The sequence below is a fragment of the Rhizobium sp. SVR5-2C genome, assembly GCF_056755115.1.
In genome coordinates this window covers 1-21,564 of sequence record NZ_JBNDHT010000010.1, presented here as the reverse complement: position 1 = coordinate 21,564, position 21,564 = coordinate 1, and the positions used below count along the sequence as shown (strand labels likewise).

23 protein-coding genes and 2 pseudogenes are annotated in these 21,564 nt (G+C 58.9%); 18 read left to right on the top strand and 7 right to left on the bottom strand.

Annotated elements, in window-relative coordinates:
• Nucleotides 1-30: 30 nt before the first annotated feature.
• Nucleotides 31-1,029 (bottom strand): alcohol dehydrogenase catalytic domain-containing protein, encoded by a 999-nt coding sequence (locus ACPYOI_RS04785; RefSeq protein ID WP_481422587.1) that lies wholly within the window; start codon nt 1,027-1,029, stop codon nt 31-33.
• Nucleotides 1,030-1,225: 196 nt separating this feature from the next.
• Here ACPYOI_RS04785 and ACPYOI_RS04780 point away from each other — a divergent pair, with 196 nt between their 5' ends.
• Complete coding sequence (locus tag ACPYOI_RS04780) at nt 1,226-2,071, top strand: sugar phosphate isomerase/epimerase family protein (protein ID WP_481418735.1); 846 nt, start codon at nt 1,226-1,228, stop codon at nt 2,069-2,071.
• Nucleotides 2,068-3,240, top strand: a complete 1,173-nt coding sequence (locus ACPYOI_RS04775; protein WP_481422586.1) for a M24 family metallopeptidase — start codon at nt 2,068-2,070, stop codon at nt 3,238-3,240. Before ACPYOI_RS04780 ends, ACPYOI_RS04775 begins: the two co-directional genes overlap by 4 nt.
• A 28-nt stretch (nt 3,241-3,268) precedes the next feature.
• Here ACPYOI_RS04775 and ACPYOI_RS04770 read toward each other — a convergent pair whose 3' ends face one another.
• The 3 genes from ACPYOI_RS04770 to ACPYOI_RS04760 form a co-directional block, all read right to left on the bottom strand.
• Nucleotides 3,269-3,982, bottom strand: a complete 714-nt coding sequence (locus tag ACPYOI_RS04770) for a GntR family transcriptional regulator (RefSeq protein ID WP_481418737.1) — start codon at nt 3,980-3,982, stop codon at nt 3,269-3,271.
• 121 nt (nt 3,983-4,103) lie between these two features.
• Nucleotides 4,104-4,922, bottom strand: a complete 819-nt coding sequence (locus ACPYOI_RS04765; RefSeq protein ID WP_481422585.1) for a sugar phosphate isomerase/epimerase family protein — start codon at nt 4,920-4,922, stop codon at nt 4,104-4,106.
• Between the two features lie 9 nt (nt 4,923-4,931).
• Nucleotides 4,932-5,669 carry an SDR family NAD(P)-dependent oxidoreductase gene (locus tag ACPYOI_RS04760; protein WP_481418739.1) on the bottom strand — a complete coding sequence of 246 codons (738 nt, stop codon included), beginning with the start codon at nt 5,667-5,669 and terminating at the stop codon, nt 4,932-4,934.
• Nucleotides 5,670-5,827: 158 nt separating this feature from the next.
• Between ACPYOI_RS04760 and ACPYOI_RS04755 the strand changes: the two genes are divergently transcribed.
• The 12 genes and pseudogenes from ACPYOI_RS04755 to ACPYOI_RS04700 form a co-directional block, all read left to right on the top strand.
• Nucleotides 5,828-6,526: a hypothetical protein gene (locus tag ACPYOI_RS04755; protein WP_481418740.1), complete on the top strand. Its 699-nt coding sequence runs from the start codon at nt 5,828-5,830 to the stop codon at nt 6,524-6,526.
• Nucleotides 6,523-7,428 carry an NAD-dependent epimerase/dehydratase family protein gene (locus ACPYOI_RS04750; RefSeq protein WP_481418741.1) on the top strand — a complete coding sequence of 302 codons (906 nt, stop codon included), beginning with the start codon at nt 6,523-6,525 and terminating at the stop codon, nt 7,426-7,428. Before ACPYOI_RS04755 ends, ACPYOI_RS04750 begins: the two co-directional genes overlap by 4 nt.
• 266 nt (nt 7,429-7,694) lie before the next feature.
• Nucleotides 7,695-8,528 carry a transporter substrate-binding domain-containing protein gene (locus ACPYOI_RS04745; protein WP_481418742.1) on the top strand — a complete coding sequence of 278 codons (834 nt, stop codon included), beginning with the start codon at nt 7,695-7,697 and terminating at the stop codon, nt 8,526-8,528.
• Between the two features lie 93 nt (nt 8,529-8,621).
• Nucleotides 8,622-9,056: a type II 3-dehydroquinate dehydratase gene (gene aroQ / locus ACPYOI_RS04740; protein ID WP_481422584.1), complete on the top strand. Its 435-nt coding sequence runs from the start codon at nt 8,622-8,624 to the stop codon at nt 9,054-9,056.
• Entirely contained in the window at nt 9,053-10,114 is a 1,062-nt protein-coding gene (locus tag ACPYOI_RS04735) for a Gfo/Idh/MocA family protein (protein WP_481418744.1), read from the top strand. Before aroQ ends, ACPYOI_RS04735 begins: the two co-directional genes overlap by 4 nt.
• Nucleotides 10,111-10,938 carry a sugar phosphate isomerase/epimerase family protein gene (locus ACPYOI_RS04730; RefSeq protein WP_481422583.1) on the top strand — a complete coding sequence of 276 codons (828 nt, stop codon included), beginning with the start codon at nt 10,111-10,113 and terminating at the stop codon, nt 10,936-10,938. Before ACPYOI_RS04735 ends, ACPYOI_RS04730 begins: the two co-directional genes overlap by 4 nt.
• On the top strand, nt 10,935-11,762 hold the full coding sequence (locus ACPYOI_RS04725) for an aldo/keto reductase (RefSeq protein ID WP_481422582.1): 828 nt from the start codon (nt 10,935-10,937) through the stop codon (nt 11,760-11,762). Before ACPYOI_RS04730 ends, ACPYOI_RS04725 begins: the two co-directional genes overlap by 4 nt.
• 21 nt (nt 11,763-11,783) lie before the next feature.
• Nucleotides 11,784-12,452, top strand: a complete 669-nt coding sequence (locus ACPYOI_RS04720) for an amino acid ABC transporter permease (RefSeq protein ID WP_481418747.1) — start codon at nt 11,784-11,786, stop codon at nt 12,450-12,452.
• 12 nt (nt 12,453-12,464) lie between these two features.
• Nucleotides 12,465-13,109, top strand: a complete 645-nt coding sequence (locus ACPYOI_RS04715) for an amino acid ABC transporter permease (RefSeq protein ID WP_481422581.1) — start codon at nt 12,465-12,467, stop codon at nt 13,107-13,109.
• Between the two features lie 75 nt (nt 13,110-13,184).
• Nucleotides 13,185-13,907, top strand: coding sequence for an amino acid ABC transporter ATP-binding protein (locus ACPYOI_RS04710; RefSeq protein ID WP_481418756.1), 723 nt, complete (start codon nt 13,185-13,187; stop codon nt 13,905-13,907).
• Between the two features lie 57 nt (nt 13,908-13,964).
• On the top strand, nt 13,965-15,689 hold the full coding sequence (locus ACPYOI_RS04705) for an FAD-dependent oxidoreductase (protein WP_481422580.1): 1,725 nt from the start codon (nt 13,965-13,967) through the stop codon (nt 15,687-15,689).
• A gap of 58 nt (nt 15,690-15,747) precedes the next feature.
• Nucleotides 15,748-16,530, top strand: a pseudogene (locus tag ACPYOI_RS04700) (sugar phosphate isomerase/epimerase family protein); the annotation flags it as partial.
• A gap of 62 nt (nt 16,531-16,592) precedes the next feature.
• On the opposite strand, the gene ACPYOI_RS04695 reads toward ACPYOI_RS04700, so the two are convergent.
• Together ACPYOI_RS04695 and ACPYOI_RS04690 are read right to left on the bottom strand one after the other, a co-directional pair.
• Nucleotides 16,593-17,048, bottom strand: a complete 456-nt coding sequence (locus ACPYOI_RS04695; protein WP_481418750.1) for a YybH family protein — start codon at nt 17,046-17,048, stop codon at nt 16,593-16,595.
• A gap of 209 nt (nt 17,049-17,257) precedes the next feature.
• Entirely contained in the window at nt 17,258-17,431 is a 174-nt protein-coding gene (locus tag ACPYOI_RS04690) for a hypothetical protein (protein WP_481418751.1), read from the bottom strand.
• 11 nt (nt 17,432-17,442) lie between these two features.
• Here ACPYOI_RS04690 and ACPYOI_RS04685 point away from each other — a divergent pair, with 11 nt between their 5' ends.
• The 4 genes from ACPYOI_RS04685 (at nt 17,443) to ACPYOI_RS04670 (ending at nt 20,795) form a co-directional block, all read left to right on the top strand.
• Nucleotides 17,443-17,910 carry a hypothetical protein gene (locus tag ACPYOI_RS04685; protein WP_481422579.1) on the top strand — a complete coding sequence of 156 codons (468 nt, stop codon included), beginning with the start codon at nt 17,443-17,445 and terminating at the stop codon, nt 17,908-17,910.
• A 209-nt stretch (nt 17,911-18,119) separates the two neighbouring features.
• Complete coding sequence (locus tag ACPYOI_RS04680; RefSeq protein ID WP_481418753.1) at nt 18,120-19,772, top strand: heparinase II/III family protein; 1,653 nt, start codon at nt 18,120-18,122, stop codon at nt 19,770-19,772.
• A gap of 373 nt (nt 19,773-20,145) precedes the next feature.
• On the top strand, nt 20,146-20,328 hold the full coding sequence (locus ACPYOI_RS04675) for a hypothetical protein (RefSeq protein WP_481418754.1): 183 nt from the start codon (nt 20,146-20,148) through the stop codon (nt 20,326-20,328).
• Nucleotides 20,329-20,690: 362 nt separating this feature from the next.
• Nucleotides 20,691-20,795 carry a glycosyl hydrolase 108 family protein gene (locus tag ACPYOI_RS04670; protein WP_481418755.1) on the top strand — a complete coding sequence of 35 codons (105 nt, stop codon included), beginning with the start codon at nt 20,691-20,693 and terminating at the stop codon, nt 20,793-20,795.
• A gap of 45 nt (nt 20,796-20,840) precedes the next feature.
• On the opposite strand, the pseudogene ACPYOI_RS04665 reads toward ACPYOI_RS04670, so the two are convergent.
• Nucleotides 20,841-21,300 (bottom strand): annotated as a pseudogene (locus ACPYOI_RS04665) (IS6 family transposase); the annotation flags it as partial.
• Nucleotides 21,301-21,564: the final 264 nt, after the last annotated feature.

The following is a 21,564-nucleotide window of genomic DNA, read 5'->3' as shown; positions in this document are numbered from 1 at the left end:
CTATGGAATGGGCTGCGGGCTGGCAAGGTGTCAATTTATCAGGATGATTTTTGCCGCATCCACGTCTCCCCGGTCAATATCGGCGAAGGCTTTCGCACCGTCAGACATCGGGCGGGTCTCGATCCAGTTGAGCGGCCCAAGGCGGCCAGAGGCAAGCAGAGAAACGGTCTCGCGAAAATCGGCCATTGAATAGCAGTAGGAACCGAGGAACGCGATTTCCGAAAGGGTCATCCGCCGCACGTCCACGCCCTCCGAGCCGGGAAGGAGGCCGAGATGCACGATCGTACCTCCCCGCCGCGCCATCCTGAAGGCGGCTTCCCGGGTCGCCTTTGCGCCGACGGCGTCAAAGACGAGATCGATGGATCCAGGAGCGGGAGCAGACGGCCCGTCCGGATCATAAGCGAGGATGGCCGCACTGGCGGCGGATGCTGTTTGGCGTCGCATCGCGCTTGTCTCCCCGAGCATCACCGTCTCCGCGCCCTGCGAAATGGCAACAAGCGCCGTCGCAAGCCCGATCGCGCCGCCGGCGAGAACGGCAACCTTGGCGGCTGAGAGCGGACGACGCAGGCCGGCGATGCCGATCCCCACCGCGTGATAGGACACTGCCACGGGCTCGGTGAGTGCTGCGGTCACGAAGTCCATGCTGTCTGGAATCTCCACGAGGTTGGCTTCCGGCACCACGATCCTTTCGGCAAAGGCGCCGGCATGTGGTGGAAGCCCGATATTTTTCTGCTTCTCGCAAAGCTGCGGCGTCCCGGACAGGCACTGGTTGCATCGCCCGCAGGTTATCAATGGATTGACGGTTGCGCGCCGTCCGGCCATCGCGCCGGTTTCGACGATGCCGGCCATCTCGTGGCCCATGATCATGGGCGGAACGCGGCGCGGATCATAACCATGATAACCATGCATGTCGGAACCACATATTCCGCAGGCCTGGACCTTGAGGGCCACCTCACCTGGACCTGGTTGAGGTTCATCCATGAGCTGCAGCTTCATATTTTCCTTACCGAGATAGACCAGCGCCCTCATTGAATCCTCCTCACCGACGACTGCCTGATGCTTGCCAACTGAGGTACTGTATGTCAATAACTGAGGTACTGTATGTCAGAGAATTCGACGAAATGGGTAGGAACGCTGGCAGACGACCAATTCACCTCAAACGAAGCCCTCCACCAATGAAAACGCTCAAACGAAGCCCTCCACCAATGAAAACGGATGAACGCGCGTGAGGAGACTGTATTCGCTTTCCTATATGACGTTGGAAACCAGCCCGCCGGACATGATCGAATTCGCCGCTGCGGCTGGCTATGATCTGGCAGGCATCCGCATGATGCCCTCTATGCCGGGCGGCCAGGCATTCCCACTGATGAACGACCCGGCCATGCTTCGCGAAACGAAGAGACGGATCGCCGATACCGGTGTCACGGTTCTCGACGTTGAAATCGCCCGGATCGATGGTGTCGCGCAATGTGAACTCTGGCTTCCGATGCTCGAAGCTTCCGCAGAGGTCGGCGCCCGTACGATCGTCGTCGCCGGGGATGATCCCGATGAAGCGCGAATGACCGAGACTTACGGGCAGCTATGCGATGCGGCAGCGCAATATGGCCTGACCGTCAATCTCGAATTCACCCCCTGGACGGCACTCAACAATGCCGCCGCAGCCAGCCGGATCGTCGCCAACGCAGCACGCGACAACGCAGAGATGTTGATCGACCTCATCCACGTCGCGCGCTCTGCGACCAAGCTTGCCGATATCGCCGCCATCGATCCGGCCCGCATGAGTTATTTCCAGATCTGCGACGCACCTGCCGACATTCCGACAAGCCGCGAAGAATTGCTGTTTACCGCACGACAGGCGCGCCTCTTGCCAGGTGAGGGCGGCATCGATGTCTCCGGCCTCGTCAATGCCTTGCCCGACGACCTGATCGTCAGTGTCGAGGTGCCGAACCATTCGCAGCTGAAGGCCTTGGGGCCCCTAGCTTGGAGCAGGAGAACTTTGAACGTCTGCAGGGCATGGATGGAGCAACTCGATACTGCCCGAATAACGGAAAGAAATGAGAGTGGACAATGAATGCTCTGCAACCCGCGGCAACGCCGCCATTCGATAGTGGATTGCTCGACCGGTTGATGGAGGAGAGGGGCCTCGACGTCCTCCTCGTATCATCCAAGCATAATGTCCAATATCTGCTTGGCGGCTATCGCTTCTTCATGTTCGATTACATGGATGCGACGGGTCTCAGCCGTTATCTACCGATCCTGATCTATCCGCGGGGCCGCCCCGACCTTGCCACCTATATCGGCAATCCCAATGAGGTCTACGAGCGCGATCTCGGCCGCTTCTGGCCTGATCTCGATCTGAAGGCACGGGGATCGGCCGATGCGATGCGTTATTGCCTTGACCGGATGAGCGCTTGCGGCATCTCGCCATCAGCCATCGGCGCGGAACTGGGTTTTCTGCCTGCCGATGCGTTTCAGATCCTTCGTTCCGCTTGTCCGCAGGCGGCGATTTCCGATTGCGTCGAAGTCCTGGAGACGTTGCGCGCAATCAAGACCGCACCCGAGCTTGATCATCTTAGACACGCTTCCGAGGGCGTGATTGACGCCATGCTGGCGACGTTTTCCAAGATTGAGCCGGGGCAGACTAAGCACGATATCGTCGATATCCTGCGCCGAGAGGAAACGCAACGCGGCCTGCTTTTCGAATATTGCCTGATCACTGCCGGCAACAGCCTCAATCGGGCGCCGTCCGAGCAGCGGGTGCAGGCAGGCGATATCGTGTCGCTCGATTCGGGCGGAAACTATCACGGCTATATCGGCGATCTTTGCCGCATGGGTATTCTCGGCGAACCTTCGTCGGAACTGGAAGACGCGTTGGCATTCATCGAGGAGATCCAGCAGGCGGCTCGCCGCCCGATCCGTACCGGTGCGATCGGCCAGGAGATTTTCGCCGCGACCGCACCGTTCCTCTCATCCGAGCGCGACGGGCGCATGAGCTTTGTTGCGCATGGAATGGGTTTGATTTCCCACGAGGCGCCAAGGCTTCTCGACGACGGGCCGATTCCCTATCCGGCCGCGCACCGAGCGCTGGCGCTGGAAACGGGCATGGTCTTGTCGATCGAAACCACCTGGCAGCATCCGCGCCTCGGTTTCATCAAGCTCGAAGATACAGTGGCCGTCACCGAGTCCGGATGGAAAGCCTTCGGTGACGCCGGACGAGGCTGGAACCGATGCGGCCATTGATCGGCCTATAAAGGCCGAGCCGGACCGCTTAATCAGGAAGCGGTCCGATATGGTCCAGTGTCGGGCTGCGGGCGGCGCGGCCGCCTGTGGCCCTGCCTGGCTCCGTCTCCGTATTGTAGCGCTCTACCATCATCAGGATGTGCGTGCGGAGGTTGTCCAGCGCCTTCTTCATCTGCCCGGCTTCCAGCATCTCGACGATAACAAGATGTTCGGCGCTTGCCTGCTTTCGGGTCGGGAGCGTCGACCGATGCGAGCGTAGGGCCGCAACCTTGCTCGACACCAGGCGATAGGCATTGATGAGATAGGGATTGCCGCAATATTCCAGCGACACTTCATGAAAGCGGTCGTCGGCACGAACACTGCGCAAGCTGTCGCCGGCTTCGCAGGCAGCGCTCATGTCTTCGGCAGCAGCGCGCATGGCTGCGAGTGTTTCGTCCCGGCGCCGCTGCATTGCAAGGCTCAGCGCTTCGAGTTCAATCGTCTTGCGGAATTCGCAAAGGTTCTGGGTGTCTTCGCGCGTCGGCATGAAGACGAAGCTGCCCCTTTGCGGGCGCACATCGATCAGCCCCTGTTGCTCGAGCGTCGCAAACGCCTCTTTGACCGGGCTTCTGCTGACGCCAAGGGTTGTCGCCAGCTTATCCTCGGATAGCGCATCCCCTAGTTCGAGCTCTCCGTCGACGATGGCTCGTCGCAACCGCTCGGTCACACGAGCGCCCAGCGAGGATTTTGGTCTCAACTCCATTCCCGCGCCTCCCAATCTGTTCTATCGATCGCATCAGGCGACCATCCGCAGAGCATCGCCGATTCTCTACGATGCCAATCCCTAGAGTTGCAATACTCCGAAACCAGTCCGCCGTCGCCCGTTAGCTCTGAAGGGCATCCAGAAAACGGCGCGTTGCTGCCATCCCCTTTTCGGCACGCTCACCAAAACTCAACGCTGAATCACCCTTGTGAGGTGTTTCGACACTGATGACGATGTCCCGTGGAAGGACCGACATGAGCTCATTCAGCCAAAGGCCGCCATCGCCCGGAAACATGCGCGCGGTCCTTGCCTCGGATATGCAGGCGGCGTTGTCGGCCGGCTGTTGGGCGGGTGCATCACAGAGCTGAAGGTAGAGAACCAGCCCTTCCGGCAGGGCTGCGACATCAGTGGGATTTCCGCCGGAGCGCGACAGATGCAGCGCATCGAGAAGAATGCCGACATTGTCTCGACCGGATGCGGCTGCGAGACGGGCGGCATCCTGGATTGTCGCTGTCGAGCGCCAGCGCATGAATTCGATCGCCATCTTCATGTCGTGGCTTGCCGCCGCATCGGCGATCTGGCCGAGCTTGTCGCCCGCCCGGGACAGGTCTGGGTCCTCGCAGGTGATCTGCATGACGGGGATGCCGAATTCGGCAGCCGTCTCGATCACGGGTAGCCAGCTTTCGACGTCGGTCTGCGGCAACAACGTAAAGACTTCACCGTCATAATAGGAGATGCCGAGGTCATCGCCCGCCTGTATGATCTCGCGGATCAACGGCCGGTTTCCGACGATCGGGTGGGCGAGATCCAGTCCATGCGGGGCGATCAGTCGCAAACCGGCCATATCGTAGCCGGATGCCGCAGCGACCTTCACATGTTCGATGGGCGGGCAGCCGAATACGGTGAGGAAGGCAAGCGAGAGAGGATATCGTTTGTACATGGTCTGATCTCAATAGGTTGCGCGGCCGCCGGAGACGTCGAAGACCGCCCCCGTCGAGAAGGAGCATTCTTCGGATGCAAGCCATGAAACCAGGGCTGCGACCTCATCTGCCTGACCAAGGCGGCCGACAGGAATCTTGGACGTTACATAGGCGATGAACTCAGGCGTCAGCTGGTTCATCATCTCGGTTTCGATGGCAGCGGGCGCAACGCAATTGACGCGGATCTCAGTCGTCGCCAGTTCCTTACCGACCGATTTCGTCAGGCCGATCACGCCGGCTTTCGATGCCGAGTAAGCCACGGCATTGGGGTTACCTTCCTTCCCGGCGATCGAGGCAATATTGACGATTCGACCGTAACCTGTCTTCAACATTTCGCGGACTGCTGACTGGCAGCAATGGAAGACCGCATCAAGATTGAGCGACATCACGAATCGCCAGCCGTCGCGCGGATATTTCTCGAAGCTTTCCACCGGTCCATTGTGGCCAGCAGCGGTGACGAGAATACCGAGTGGACCCATGTCGGCGGCGACTTGTGCCGTTGCGGCGTCGACCGCAGCCGGATCCGTCACGTCGACGACATAACCCCGGGCACCCGGCAGTTTTGCAGCTGCCGCTTCGACGCGTTCGCGATCGATATCCCAAAGAGCGACCTTGTGGCCTTTCGCCGCCAGGCGAGCTGAAATCGGAAACCCGAGACCGCCGGCTCCTCCTGTCACGATTGCGACGCGTGCAGCTTCTTTTTCCATTGTGACGTCCTCCACCTTTCATTCGCCCATCTTGGTCAATCGACAACGACGCGCTTGACTTTTGCAACATACTAACATTCTAGTATCCTACATGAGTTGGAAATGACGTGATTGTCAAGCTGGTGAAAACCAGAAGTGGCATGTCGGAGGAGGTAGGAATGGGATTAAAGGGCTCCGCCTTTCTTGCGATGTGGCATGACATCGCCGAAGGCGCAGATCGTACCTATATCGAGTGGCACACCCGCGAGCATATGCCGGAGCGCCTATCGATTCCCGGCTTCACGATGGGCAAGCGTTTGCAGGCGCCCGGCGCCTCGCGTCATGTCTTCGGAACTATCTATGCTGGAGAGAGCCTCGATACTTTCCGGTCTCCGGCCTACCTCGAACGTCTCAACAACCCGACGCCGTGGACGGCGAAGATCGCTCCGAGTTTCCAGAATTTCCTGCGGGTCGCCTGTGAAAAAATTGCAACGGCCGGTTATGGCGATGGCGGCAGCATGGCGACGGTCCGCCTGGACCTGTCGGGAGACGGTGCTGAAGAGCGGTTGAGGGCCGAAGCCCAGTCGCTTGCTCAACACATCCTGACGCTAGACGGCGTGTCCTGCGTTCATATCGGTGTTTCCCGAAACGAGGTTTCGAGCGTGCGCACACGCGAAACCGAGCTCCGCGAAGAGATGAACGAAAGCGGCTTCGACGTCGTGATCCTCATCGAGGGATCGTCGAGCCCGGGCCTGCGATCCGCCTTGCCGCAAGCCGAGCAGCTGGCAATCGCCAGTGGCGTCCTGACCGCTCCGATCAGCAACATCTACGAAACCGCCTTCTCTTTGACGGCCGAAAATATGAAGGCGTCCGCATGAGCCCGATATTGCTCACCGGCGGCGCCGGTTTCCTAGGCGGCTGGATCCTGAAGGCGCTGGCAGGGCAGGGTCATGAGGTTCGCATCTTCGATCGCACGACCGATCGGCGCATCTTGCGGGAGATTGCCGGCGAAGTGGCGGAGCGCGTCGACTGGTTCCAAGGCGATATCACCGATGGTGCGGCGCTTGCCGAAGCGGCTCGCGGCTGCTCCTCCATCATCCATCTTGCAGCTTTATTGACCCCTGCCTGTATGAACGATCCCGTTCTCGGCGCCAAAGTCAATCTGATCGGCACGCTGAATGTCTTTGAAGCGGCCAAGGCCAATGGAATTCGCCGTATCGCCTACGCAAGCAGCGCAGCGGTATTCGGCCCGGATGACGGAGCGGCACCCTATCCGGTCACGCAATATGGTGCGTTCAAGCTGGCCTGCGAAGGAAGCGCGCGCGCTTATTGGCGGGACGCAGGCATTGCAAGCATCGGCCTGCGCCCAACGGTCGTCTACGGTCCCGGGCGCGAGAGCGGGCTCACCGCCGGCCCGACGCTTGCCTGCCGGGAGGCGGTTGCCGGCAACGCCTACACGATCGGATATTCGGGTCTGCAGGATCTGGTTTATGTCGCCGATGTCGCGGCTGCCTTTGCAGCGGCTGCAACCCGGCCGTTTGAAGGCGCGCATGCGCTCACCCTGGGCGGCGCGACGGAAGATGTGCCTGATGTGATCGCGGCAATCCTCGCGGAGATTGAGGGTGCGAAGATCGACTATGCAGGACCCGTCGTGCCGATGGCGCCGAACATGGCCCCGACGGACAACGAAACAGTGCTTGGGGCGATACCATTCACGCCGCTGCGACAGGGCATTTCGGAAACGATCGCCCATTACCGAGCGATGGCGACGAGGTCCTGATGGCGGCTCGGCACCACAGTATCGAAACGAGGCCGTCCTGGCTCAGGCGCATGCAGAAAGACATGCGCCATGCGCGCCTCTCTGTCTCGCAGTCGGTGAGGCACCGGCTCTGTCATCATCTTGAATTTGGCCAACTCCGTTTCCGTAAGTGCAGTGTTGCAACGATCCGGTTGGCTAATGAAGGCGCGGGCAACTGCGTGGAATGGCGAAAGAGGAGTTTTGCCGTTTCGAATCCACCACAGCATCAAATCGAAGGAGGACATTTCATGTTGGGTAAATTCTCATTCCGGACCACTGCACTCGCCCTCGTGGCCGGCGTTGGCATGGCGCTTGCGGCATCCGGTGCACAGGCTCAGGCGCTGGAAAAAATCAAGGAAGCGGGCGTCGTCCGCATCGGCGTCATGGGCGAGCAGGCTCCCTGGGGCTCCATCGACGCTTCCGGCAAGAACATCGGATACGATGTCGAAGTCGGACGGCTGATTGCCGAGGAGCTGGGGGTCAAGGTCGAGTTCGTTCCGAACGCTGTTCCCGCACGCATTCCGAACCTCTTGACCGGCAAGGTCGATCTGCAGATGGCCGTGATGGGCATGTATCCCGATCGTGCCAAAGCCGTGCAGTTCTCTGAGCCTTATGCCGGCTTGAAGATCATCCTTCTGTCCAGTGCGAAGAACAAGATCACCACCATTCAGGACGCCAAGGATCTTCGCATCGGCGTGCCGCGCGGGGCTGCGCAGGACAAGGCGATCACCGCGGCACTCGGCGACATCCCGAATATCCGCCGCTTTGATGACGATGCGTCCAACATGCAGGCGCTGGTGTCCGGCCAGGTCGATGCCATTGGCGGCAACACGACCTACAAGCTCAATCTGGACAAGGCTGCACCTGGCAACGATTTCGAGCAGAAGGTGGTCTTCAACGAGCAATGGATGGGCGTGACGACCAAGCTTGGCGACAAGGAGATCAACGCCTGGCTGAACCAGTTCATCGACAAGATCCGCGCTGACGGCCGCCTCGAGGCCATCAACAAGAAGTGGCTTGGCGATGACAAGCTGCCTGACTTCCCCAAGACGCTCGAAGGTGTGCCGTTCACCGTCCAATAAGCACGGCTGAACCCTTTTCATCGAGATCGTGACAAAAAGAGTGCGCGGCCACGTTCGCCGGCCGCGTACCCGTTCAGCAGCGGGAAACTTTCTATGCGGAATATCTTCATATTAAACGGGCCGAACCTCAATCTGCTCGGCCAGCGCGAGCCGGAAATTTACGGTCATACCACTTTGGACGAGATCCGAAGCTGGTGCAGGTCGGACGCTGCCGAGCTTGGAATTTCCATCGATTTTCGCCAGTCGAATTTCGAAGGCGAGATCATCGAGGCGATCCATGCCGCCCGCGAGCAGGCCGCCGGAATCATCATTAATCCAGCCGCCCACACCTTTACCTCTATCGCCATCCTCGATGCCCTGAAGATGTTCAGCGGCCCGAAGATCGAACTTCACATTTCAAACGTACATCAGCGCGAAGCGATCTATCACAAGTCGCTGGTGTCAGTGACGGCAACCGCGGTCATGGCCGGTTTCGGAGCCTACGGCTACCGCCTCGCCTTGCGCGCAATGGCGGAGATGATAGCATGACGCGTATTGCTCTTATGGGTGCCGGCCTCATCGGCCGCGAACATGCCGATCTTCTGAATTCGCACCGCACTGCCGAGATTGTCGCGATCTGCGATCCGGCGCCGGAGGCCGCGCAACTGGCAAACCGCCTTGGCGTGCCGCACTTCACCGATTTCGATCGCATGCTGGACGAAACGAAACCGGACGGTGCTGTTATCGCTTTGCCGAACCACCTTCATGCGCCGGCGGCACTTGCCTGCATCTCGCGCGGTATCCCGTGCATGGTCGAAAAGCCGATTGCAGAAAGCATTGCGTCGGCTGCGCGCATCGTCGAAGCATCCGAACGGTCGGGCGTTCCAGTTCTGGTTGGACATCAGCGCCGCCACAGTCCCGATATCCGTGCTGCCAAGCAGGCGATCGAGAAAGGCGAACTCGGCCCGCTCGTTGCCGTCAATGGCATGACCCTGTTCGACAAGCCCGACGACTATTTCAACACCGAATGGCGCCGAAAGATCGGTGGCGGTGTTCTGCTCATCAACCTGATCCATGATATCGACGTGCTGCGCCATCTGGTGGGCGAAATCGAAAGCATCCGCGCCTTTACCTCGTCCGCGCGACGTGGCTTCGAGGTTGAAGACACGGCCAGCATTTCGATCCGCTTCGTCAACGGTGCCCTTGGCACGTTCCTCATCTCGGACGGCGCCGTCAGCCCCTGGGCTTGGGAGTATACGTCGGGCCAGGCACTCTATCATCCGACGCAGCCCGGGCCATGCCTGTTTCTGACAGGCCGGAAGGCGGCACTTTCGGTGTCGGACATGTATCTCTGGCGCCATGCCAACGAGAATGAGCATTGGCAGCATCCGCTGGTTCGCGAGCATCGTCCGGGTGACGGATCGCTGACCTATGTCAATCAGCTCGATCATTTCGTCGATGTCATCAATGGTAAAGCAGCGCCGCTCATTACCGCGCGCGACGGCATGGCGACGCTTGCCGGAACCCTTGCGGTCGACCTGGCGGCGCGCGAGGACCGAACGGTTACGCTCACTGAAATGCTCGCTGCGGGCAAGGTTGCGGCATGACCAGAAAACTATCGCTTTCCTTTCTCACATGCCTCGGTACCGGGCCGGAAGAATCCGTGCGGGCGGCCGCCGATGCAGGCTATGACTATGTGGGATTCCGCCTTCTTCCGGCGCTACCCGGAGGGCTCGCCTTCCCACTGATGGACGACCCCGCAAGGCTACGGTCGCTACGAAATCTCATCGAAGACAGCGGTATCGGTGTTTTCGACATAGAGATCGTTCGCCTCGCTGCGGACTTTGATCCCGATCCGCTTCTGCCGTTTCTCGAATGTTCCGCTCGCCTTGGAGCACAGGCCGTTCTCGTTGCCGGCGATGATCCGGATGAGGCGCGCCTGACGGCGTCCTTCGTCGCCCTTTGTGAGGCGGCGAGCGATTTCGGCCTCTCCATAAATCTCGAATTCATGCCTCAGTCAGAACTTCGCGACCTTGCCGCGGCGCTGCGGGTGCTGCAGGCGGCCGGCCAGCCCAATCAGGGCGTCATCATCGACGCACTCCACGTCTCGAGGTCCAGGACGCGCGTGGACGAGATTGCCGCCGTACCCCGGGAATGGCTGCATTACGCCCAGATCTGTGATGCGCCCGCCGAAATCCCGGATAGCCGCGAGGCGCTGAACTACACGGCCCGTCACGCGAGGCTGATGCCGGGTGACGGCGCGCTCGATCTTGGTGCAATGTTTGCGGCACTTCCCGCGGATCTGCCGATCGCAGTCGAGATCCCGAATGATCGCCAGTCCGCCGGATTGTCGCCGGCAATCTGGGCAAAGCGAGCAAGAATGGCTTCGCTGAACGTGTTGAATCCAACCGATACCAGGAATGTAAAATGATCGATCCGACAACCAAAACAATTCAAGGCGAGGCCGTGCCTGCACTCGGCTTCGGCACATTCGAGCTGAAAGGACCGGAAGGCGAGGCCGCAATCCGCACGGCGATCGAACTCGGCTACCGCCAGATCGATACGGCGATCCGTTATGGCAACGAGGTCGAGGTCGGCCGGGCGGTGCGCGCCAGCGGCGTGCCCAGGAACGAACTCTTCATCACCACCAAGATCTGGTTCAACGATCTGGCGCCCGAAACCGTCGCGCGCCGCGTCGACGAAAGTCTCGAAAGGCTGGGATTGGATCAGGTCGACCTTCTGCTGGTCCACTGGCCGAGCAAGGAGTCCCCGCTCGGCGAGACGCTGGCCGCCTATGCTGAGGCCAAGGCACGAGGCAAGACCCGATTGATCGGCGTCAGCAACTTCACCTTCGCCCTGTTGAATGAAGCGCTCGATGTGCACAAGGCCGAGCTGTTCTGCAATCAGGTTGAGTATCATCCGTTCCTGTCGCAGGAAAAACTGCTGTCGCGCATGCGCCAGGCCGACATGCTGCTGAACGCCTACCAACCGATCGCGCGCGGCAAGGTCTTTTCCTCCGACCTCCTGAATGACCTTGGCCGAAAATACGGCAAGTCGGCCGGCCAGATCACCCTGCGCTGGCATATCCAGCAGGCCAATGTCGGAGCGATCCCGCGATCGTCCAGGCTCGAAAACATCCAGTCCAACCGCGACATTTTCGATTTCGAGCTTTCGCCGGAAGACATGGCGGCGATCCACGGCCTTGCCCGTGGCGAGCGCTATACCCGCTTCGATTGGGAACCGGAATGGGATTGAGCCGCAAGCTCGCGGGGAGGGATGAGAATGACACTTGATTTCAGCGTGGTCACCGACGTTTGGCAAAGCCTGGCCTTCGGCGCATTGGGAACCCTGTTTCTCGCCGTTACCGGCATGGCCATCGCTACCATCATCGGCGTGTTCGGCGTCGTGATCCTTAGATCCCACATGCGGGTGCCCTCTTTTCTGGTTACGGCCTTTGTCGAGGTGACACGCAACACGCCGTTTCTCGTCCAGATCTACTTCATTTTCTTCGCATTGCCGCTCGCCGGCATCAGGTTGAACCCTACCGTCACCGCCATCCTTGCCTTGGGCTTGAACGGCGGCGCCTATGCGATTGAAATCATTCGTGGCGGCGTCGAAAGCATTCCAAAAGGGCAGACCGAAGCGGGGCTGGCGCTCGGGTTGCACAAGCACGAGATCTTCCGGCTGATCATCCTCAAACCCGCCCTTCGTGCCATCTACCCGTCATTGGCCGGTCAATTCATCCTGCTGACCCTGACAACGGCGATCTGCACCTCGATCTCCGCCTACGAATTGACCTCCGTCGGGCAGCGGATCGAGGCCGAGACCTTCCGCAGTTTCGAAACGTATTTCACGCTGACAGGCATCTACCTGGTGATCTCGCTGGTCACCATGTGGCTCCTGGCGGCAATCGGCCACCGGGCCTTCAACTATCCACAACGTTGAGGAGGACGCGAGATGGGAATGCAGGAAATTACCTACCTTCTGCAAGGGCTTGGCTGGACGCTTATCCTCACGGCAATCGGCTTTGTGGGTGGTATTGCGTTCGGTATCGTCGTGGCGCTGGCGCGCGTGTCGAAGGTCTTTTGGATCCGTATGCTTGCCATCGGCTGGATCGGCCTTTTCCAGGGCACGCCACTGTTGATGCAATTGTTCGTTGCTTACTTCAGCCTTCCGCTGCTTGGCTTCGATTTGCCGGCCTGGGGTGCCGTCAGCATCGCGCTCACCGCCCACGCTTCTGCGTTTCTCGGCGATATCTGGCGGGGTGCCATACAAGCCGTTCCGAAAGGCCAGACGGAAGCCGCCGATGCGCTCGGTCTCCATACGCGCAGCCTGATGGTCGATGTGATCATGCCCCAGGCATTCAGATTGTCGCTGCCGGCGACCGTCGGTTTTCTCGTGCAGCTTCTGAAGGGCACGTCGCTTGCTGCGATCGTCGGATTCATCGAGCTCACGCGTGCCGGTTCGATCGTCTCAAACCAGATTTACAAACCGCTCCTCGTCTTTGCCGTCGTGGGTGCGCTGTATTTCGTGATGTGCTGGCCGCTATCCCTGTGGGGCCGTGGCATCGAGCGGCGCATGGCCGCCATCGCCTCCAAATAGAAAGGAACAATCGTGACCAATACCAAGTCGATCAGCGCCGCGAGCGAGCAGAACACCAACCAGCCCATGGTGGTCATGCACGAGGTGGAAAAGTGGTACGGCGCCTTTCACGCACTCAAGAAGGTCAGCCTGACTGTCTCAAAGGGTGAGAAGATCGTGCTTTGCGGTCCGTCCGGGTCGGGAAAGTCAACCCTGATCCGCTGCATCAATCGCCTGGAAGCAAGCCAGGGCGGTGAGATCCTTGTGGCGGGACATCGCGTGAAGGATGACCAGAAGGCCGTGGACGCGGTGCGCCGCGAAGTCGGTATGGTGTTTCAGCAATTCAATCTCTTCCCGCACAAGACGGTCCTGGAAAACTGCACGCTCGCGCCGATGCGGGTGCGAAAACTGTCGCGGGCCGATGCCGAAGCCACAGCTCGCAAATATCTTGATCGCGTTCGTATCGGCGATCAGGCTCACAAGTATCCAGCGCAACTGTCGGGCGGACAGCAACAGCGCGTTGCCATCGCCCGAGCATTGTGCATGGAGCCAAAGGCCATGCTGTTCGATGAACCGACATCGGCGCTCGATCCTGAAATGGTCAAGGAAGTTCTCGACACCATGGTCGGGCTCGCCCGTGACGGAATGACGATGATCTGCGTGACCCACGAAATGGGTTTCGCGCGCCAGGTCGCCGATCGGGTCATCTTCATGGCCGACGGCGAGATCGTCGAGGAAAACGATCCCGAAAATTTCTTCCGGGCACCTAAGCACAAGCGGACGCGAGCTTTCCTCGGCGAAATTCTCGCCCATCACTGAAGGCTTGCCGGCATCGTCTGAAAATTCACGCGACATTTGAGATGCGGGAGGCATCGCATGCACCGGACATTGGCTGAAACCGGTCAAACCTATGACGTGGCTGTTCTTGGGGGAGGGGCCGGGGGACTCTCCGCCGCGATCTTTGCAGCACTGGAGGGCGCGCGCGTGCTACTTGTTGAAAGCTGCGAATATCTTGGGGGGACTTCTGCCTTTTCAGCGGGAACGACCTGGATACCGCTGACACGCCACTCGGATGCGATCGGTGCGAAGGACAGCTACGACAAAGTATCGAGTTTCCTGGATCGCGCCGTCGGCAATCAAAGTGCGGCAGCACTCCGCGATGCCTTTCTGCGCGCTGGGCCTGGTGTTATCGACGCCCTTGAAGACAAGGCGGGCGTATTGTTTCGGGCCCGTCCCTTCCACCCGGATTACATGGCTGAACTGGATGGCGCCTCCACTTTCGGTCGAGCGCTGGAGCCGGTGCCGTTCGAAGCGGCCCGTCTTGGTGCAAACCTGAAACTGATCCGTCCGGCGATTCCGGAATTCACAGTGCTTGGCGGCATGATCATCGATCGTGACGACATTGCCCATTTGCTGAAACTCGGGAAATCGTTGAAATCGACAGCCTATTCGGCGCAGCTGATCGCCCGGTATTACATCGGCAGGCTACGTTTTGGCCGCGGCACGCGCCTCGTCATGGGAAATGCGCTGATCGGGCGTATGCTGACTGCCGCCCTGGAACTTGACGTCGACATCCTCACGGAAGCCGAAACAACCGCCTTCTCTATGAACGATAAGGGCGTCAATGGACTGACGCTGCGCCAGAACGGAACCGAACGGACAATCAGGGTGGGGGGTGGAACGATCCTGGCCTCGGGCGGATTTGCGCAGCACGAGCGGCTGCGTCGCGAAAAACTGCCCGACCCGCAGCCGGAATTCAGCCCTGCCGCACCAGGAAGCAAAGGCATGCTGCATGAGCTTGCCTTTGCCGCTGGTGCCTATCACGGCGATACGGCGCAGCAGCCCTGCTTCTGGGCGCCGGTGTCGCGGCGGCGCCGCAAGGATGGATCGATGGCGATCTTCCCGCACTTCGTCTTCGACCGGTCCAAACCTGGCATCATTTCGGTGGGGCGCGACGGTCGTCGGTTCGTCAATGAAAGCACCAGTTATCACCGCTTTGTCTCGGCGATGTACGCGCTCAACAGGGATGGCAGCCATATACCGGCCTATCTTGTCGCCGATGCCAAGGCACTGAAAAAATACGGACTGGGAATGATCCGTCCCGGAGGGGCCGACATCCAGCCTTTCCTTGCCGACGGCTATCTCACCGAGGGAAGAACACCGGAAGAGCTGGCAGCCGGGCTCGGTATCGATGCCGTTGGTCTGAAAGACAGTGTGGTGCGCATGAATGCCTATGCGAAAACCGGGATCGATCCCGACTTTTCGCGGGGCACGACGGTCTATGAAAAGGCCAACGGCGATCCCACACACGGACCGAACCCGAGCCTTGGTCGACTTGAAACCCCTCCCTTTTACGCGGTCCGTCTGTGGCCGGGCGATATCGGATCGGCGACAGGCCTCGTCGGAGACGAAGACGGTCGGCTTTTGCGCCGCGACGGGACGGCAATCGAAGGTCTTTATGCCTGCGGAAACGACCTGCAGTCGATCATGGGCGGCGCCTATCCCGGCCCGGGGATCACGCTTGGGCCTGCCATCGTCTTCGGTGCTTTGAGCGGGCGCGATGCAGCGCGGCGGGCGGTCCGTTCGAAGACAAGCGCATGACGCTGCGGCGATATCCGCGAGCCTGATGTGCAGTCACAGCTAGGATGGAGAAAACGCTATGAAGACGTCCATTGCGACCGTGTCGATCAGCGGTGATCTGAAAGAGAAGCTCGAAGCGATCGCGAAGGCTGGTTTTGACGGCGTCGAGATATTCGAAAACGATTTCCTGATTTTTGATGAAAGTCCGCGGAATGTCGGCCGGATGGTACGAGATTTTGGGCTCGAGATCACACTCTTCCAGCCATTCCGTGACTTCGAGGGCATGCCCGAGCCCTTCAGGACGAGAACTTTCGATCGCGCCGAGCGCAAATTCGACCTCATGCAGGAGATGGGCGCGGATCTGGTCCTTGTCTGCTCGAACGTGTCGCCCGTTGCAATCGGCGGGATCGACCGTGCCGCCGCCGACTTCCACGAGCTCGGCGAGCGCGCTGCCAAACGCGGAATGCGGGTCGGTTTCGAAGCCCTCGCCTGGGGGCGCCACATCCATGATCACCGTGACGCATGGGAAATCGTCCGCCGCGCCGATCATCCGAATATCGGCCTGATCCTCGATAGCTTCCACACGCTTTCCCGCAGGATCGACGTCAACTCCATCCGGTCAATTCCAAAGGAGAAAATCTTCATCGTCCAGCTTGCCGATGCGCCGTTGATCGACATGGATCTGCTTTATTGGAGCCGCCATTTCCGCAATATGCCCGGCGAAGGCGACTTGCCGGTCCTTGACTTCATGAAGGCCGTCTCCGCAACCGGTTACGACGATTATCTTTCGCTTGAGATTTTCAACGACCAGTTCCGCGGCGGATCCACGAATGCGATCGCGCTCGATGGATACCGATCGGTAGCCCGGCACCAAGCTTCAACCAAGCAATGGCGATGATGAGCCCGAGCGACCGCGCATGAACCCTACTTAGCAGGGTTCGTATTCCAGATATCCCGATGCAGTCGCCATTCGCCGTCGTCGCCCTTCTTCCATACGACAATGTATTTGCCGGTTTCCTCGCTGGTCTTGCCGTCCTTGCCGGGGATTTTGATCGAGTAGGTGCCCTCCTCATACGCGAAATTGCCACTCTCCTCGACCTGCGCCGCTTTCAGTGTCAAATCGGTCAATCCGGCATCAATCCAGCCCTGCCACATCGTCTGAATGCTTTCGCGGCCGGCGACCCGGTTCTCGTTGGGGGGAAACGCTACTGCGTCTTCGGTATAGTGTTGACCCAGGCCTTTCGCATCCTTAGCGGAAAACTTGGCGACGAAGTCGGCAATGTTCGCCTCTATGCTTGATTGAGCTGTCTGGGCACCGGCAGGTTCACCAGCGCCGATAACGAGTGCGATGAAACAAAAAGACACTAGAAAGTAGCGCATCGAAGTCCTCCCTTGGGCGATTCCGGCACTTGTTCTTGGCCTATGGGCACAACTTTATACCGGCAGCCTGGTCAGAGCAAACAACGCTGCGGTTAATTCCTAATCGCATCGCCACGGGCAACGCATGGTGGCCGAACTGACGCTTCTGAAGGAGCGTGTACTCCGACGTTTGTTGGAGTTCGGCTATTCTACTTCGCCACGGCGAAGGCTCATCTTTCGCCGTTTCTGACTCTGTTTCTGTAGCGCTCTCGATCCTCTTCGGAGGCACCGGTCACTACATCCTGCACGAGCACGCTCCGCGACGCTGGCGTGAGCCACGGCTTCGATGGATTTTCTTGTTCCCACAATAGCTTCGCCAGGCGCTCGATCTCGTCGTCTTTCATGAGACGCTCCCATGGTTAAGCCATGCCATCTGAAAAACGCATGGCATGAGAAGTTCGCTCAAGCGCTCGCCAAAGGCAAGTTTCTCGGTGTCCACAGAGGCTTTGGGAATTTCTTAGAGTTATCGGAATGGAGGATTTGCTTCGATCCAGCTGCCCGTGTCTTTGTGGTATCGCTCGTGCTTATGGTTGTGCGTCAACTCGGACACCATCAGCCTGTCGTTCTCTTGAAGGAACTGCTGATAGTAATCGTGAACTTCGGCAGCCGTTCCGCCGCGCAAGCGAAGGCGTATCTCACCGTGGCGACGCTCGTTGCGAGGATGTATGACGCGTGGCTGCCTATCGGCGCAGCAATCCGAAACGCTCGCCGGGCGACAAAAGCGGCGATCGATGCAGCAGACACAGTTGAGGACGCGCAGGCGGCGGCAGACGCGGTAGTGTGGCCGACTCCTTTAACGGGGGAGAGCGAAGATGGTGAGTAAAGTCTGGTTTGCCAACAGCGGTCATCGTTCCGAACAGGTCTCATCCAGCCGCCGCTGGCTAAATCCGTAAGGTTGAGCAGGATTACGGCCGCCTAGAGGTATTCATCTATCCGGCAAACATAATCGAGCAATCGTGATTGCCTGAAGCTGTTGCCTGTCGTTGCGTTTGTGTAAAAAAGGGGAGGCATGTCTCGGGGCATGGTAAGCCAATGCGAAAACTCTCTTTCATTGCCACCACTGTTGGCTTGTTCGTAGCGGCTTCCGGCACCGGTGGGGAGCCTGCTCCAAAAGATATGCCAATCACTTTGAATTCGATATCGCTCAACATTCCGACGGATTACGGGCAACAGAAGGCTACAGGCTTCAAGCCCCGGCGGGACCTCGCATCATGGCCGCTCAGCCTACCATTGGACTGGGACGCAGATCCGTTCCGCGACAGGAATTGGCGCTTTCACCTCCATGCGTGGAGAATGACGGATCCGATTCTTGATCGGTATTCGAAAACCGGCAATGCGGCGTACCTCGACGAGACCATGACCTACATCCGTGACTGGTATTACTTTCATTTGGTTGAAGGCAAAACGACCAAGTTCAGTTGGTACGACATGGCAGCGGGTCTAAGAGCCATGCATTTGGCTTTCCTTGAAGAACAGATCGTAATGGGTGAGTGGAACCCCTCCTCGGAAGACCGAAGCATCCTTCGGAAACTAGCAGTGGTTCATGCGAACCGCTTGCAGGAAGAGGATTTCATAAGCTCCGGCAACCATGGGCTCTTTCAAACTGTCGGCCTCGACATGCTCTGCCAAGAGTTCGCCGATCTTTCCGAGTGCCGTAGGGGGCGAGCATTTGCCGCGAAGATGTATGCCAAGATCGCTGGCAGCCAGTTCACGGACGAGGGGATACATCGGGAAAATTCGCCCCAGTATCATAGGTTCGCTTTGACTGCGATCGAGAACGTCGGTGGCGCCGACAGGTTCAACTTGCCTGATCTGCGGCGGAAGTTAGACCTAGCCCATGAAGCATGGCCTTACCTTATTTTTCCGGATGGCAATGTCGTACAGGTTGGTGACACGGAAGGTAGAGGTGTTCCCTTAAAGGCTCCGGACAAGGATGCCGTCAGAATGGATAACGGGAAAGAGTTCTCAGTACGCGACTGGTCAAAATCTGGTTACATTGTTATCCGGTCAAATCCGCCGCAGCATGACTCCATGCTCTTTGTTACCGGCATGAATGATGTCAAAAGTGGGCACAAGCACGCCGACAACCTGAGTTTTGAGCTGTTTGAACACGGCCGGCAAATCTTCGTAGACAGCGGAAAGTTCTCCTATAACAAGAACGCTTACCGGAACTACTTCAAGAGCGCAGCCGCACACAATACCATCAGCATCGCTGGCAAGCCGCAGACGCCGGATGACGTAAAACTCAATGGATCGAGCTTGAAACCCTTGGAAGTCGGGAAAAACGACTTCATGGTGTCGGGCGCTGCCGACTTCCCAAATCTTGGGTTCACGCAGGCGCGGAAGATCACCTATGCGCCAGCTCGATCCCTCGTTATTGCGGACGCGATTACGTCCGACAACGCCAGAGACTTTGTCAGTACGCTTGTCTTTCCTCCCGATCTTATTCCGTCGATGACCGATCACGGTTTTGAACTGCCGCTTGCCAATGGAAAGCGCATTGTCGGCCGGGTTGAGCAGGACGGATGCCGAGTCGAAAGTGTCAGGGGGCAAGAAGATCCGCCGCTTGGCTGGATAAGCCTAAAATATCTCGAGAAGATGGCTACCACCGTCGTTCGCGCGATCTGCCATGGGAGAGACCTTAACATCACATGGCAAATCAATCTTGATGCTTCATCCTCGTAGCGCGCCTCGTCTGAATCGAACTCAAAATTGAGACGAACGAAAGTCGTCCTTTGGGCGGCTTTTCTTTTCCCACATCGGAAAGTCAATCAACAGCTCAAAACTCTACGCGGCCTCGAGGTTCCGGGGAGGCGGAGACCCGGCAGAAAGTCTGGGGTGCTACTGAGTCTCCTTTTGCCGCAGGGAGGGCGTGTTCACCTTACGTTAATAAGCGCAGGTCCAACGTCCCTCCGCAAAAATAGCGAAGGAATTGAAATGAATGTGATGAAAGCAGTTTGCACCGGGATCGTCGCGATTTGCATCGGCGCCACTTCTTTGACGTCTGTCTCTGCCGCTCCCTTGCAGTCTATTCGTCCTGTAATCGTTGAAAATATCGATGTGGTTCAGGTCCGCGACGACCATCACCGGCGGCCACATCACGGCTCCGTCAGTCGCGATCGGCATGACCGCTACGTTCACCGTGAACACGGTCGCCGCGGCTACTACCACGGATATCGCGGGTATCACGAACACCGCCATGGGTATCGACGCCACAGCGATGGGCTTTGGTATCCAGTAGCAGCTTTCGCGCTCGGCGCAGTTATCGGCGGGGCTATTACCACCCGCTAGGCTGGTCATCTCACGAGCAGCATGTCTGCTGCCTTGCTTCTATAAGGCTCCCTCGCGGGGGCCTTTTTTGTTGCCAAAAGGAACCAGAAATGAACCGCCAAAACCTCTACGCAGCTCCGTGAAGGAGACCCGGCATAGGGTTGTTGGTGGGTTGCCGGGTCTCCTGGTGCCGCGCTGGGGTTCACGAGCGCCGACAACTTGATCGGCGCATGTCGATCGATCCACCGCAATGATCCGGCAAGGATAGCGTCCGGTTAATATCCACCGGACACGTCTCTGTCCGACACATCATCATATTTTTGGAGATCAACAATGCAGGTCCTCGACCGCGCAAATGAATTCGCGCGCTCTCTCGCCAAGGTGCTTATCATCGAAGGCGGCTATTCCAACAATCCGAAGGATCCCGGCGGCGGGTGATGTCAGGTTAAGTTCTTGAAGTACGCGTTCGACAAGACGTGTGGGTCAGGCAACTGTCTCGGCCACGGCCTTCCAATGTGCGATCGCCCTGAGGCGGTGTAGATGGACAGCGATAGCTGAGTGTTTCGAGCGCGGCGGCACGAAGAGATTTCGGACTGCCGAGAAGACGCTTGTGAAGCGTTGCAGCGCGCCTGGCGAGCGAAACCGTTGCATCAGCCGTTCCCGTTTTCGCAGTGGCAAATGCGAATTTTTCGGCGCGATTGTTCAGCCCCTTGAGCGGTCGATGCTCGACCGTGGGCATGATCTGACGCTGTGCCGCGCCCTAGGAGCGAAGCTTGTCGGCGACAATGCGCTTCGACAGGCCTCCCTGGTTCTTCATCAGCCGGATCAGCAGGCGTTTAGCAGCCTTGGTGTTGCGGCGGGTCTGGACGATCTCGTCGAGCACGTAACCGTCCTGATCGACGGCGCGCCAGAGCCAATGTCTTCTCCCGCCGATCGTCACGACCAGGCGAGTGGCGCAGGGGAGTTTCACCCCGCGCTCTCTCAGAACCGGACGTGATACTCTCGCATCATCCGGCTCCCATTGTTCGGCCGTATCCATGAAGCAGAGGCCAATGGGCGAACAGCCGAGGTTGGCGCTGCGCGATGCGCAAAAGCCAATGTCGGGATCGCCGCTTGTGCCTACGGAAGGGCTTGTACTTTCCCGAAGCCCATCGAGCCAAGTATCGTTCGATGCTCCAGAGCGTAGGTTGGAGAGCTGAAGGACAGA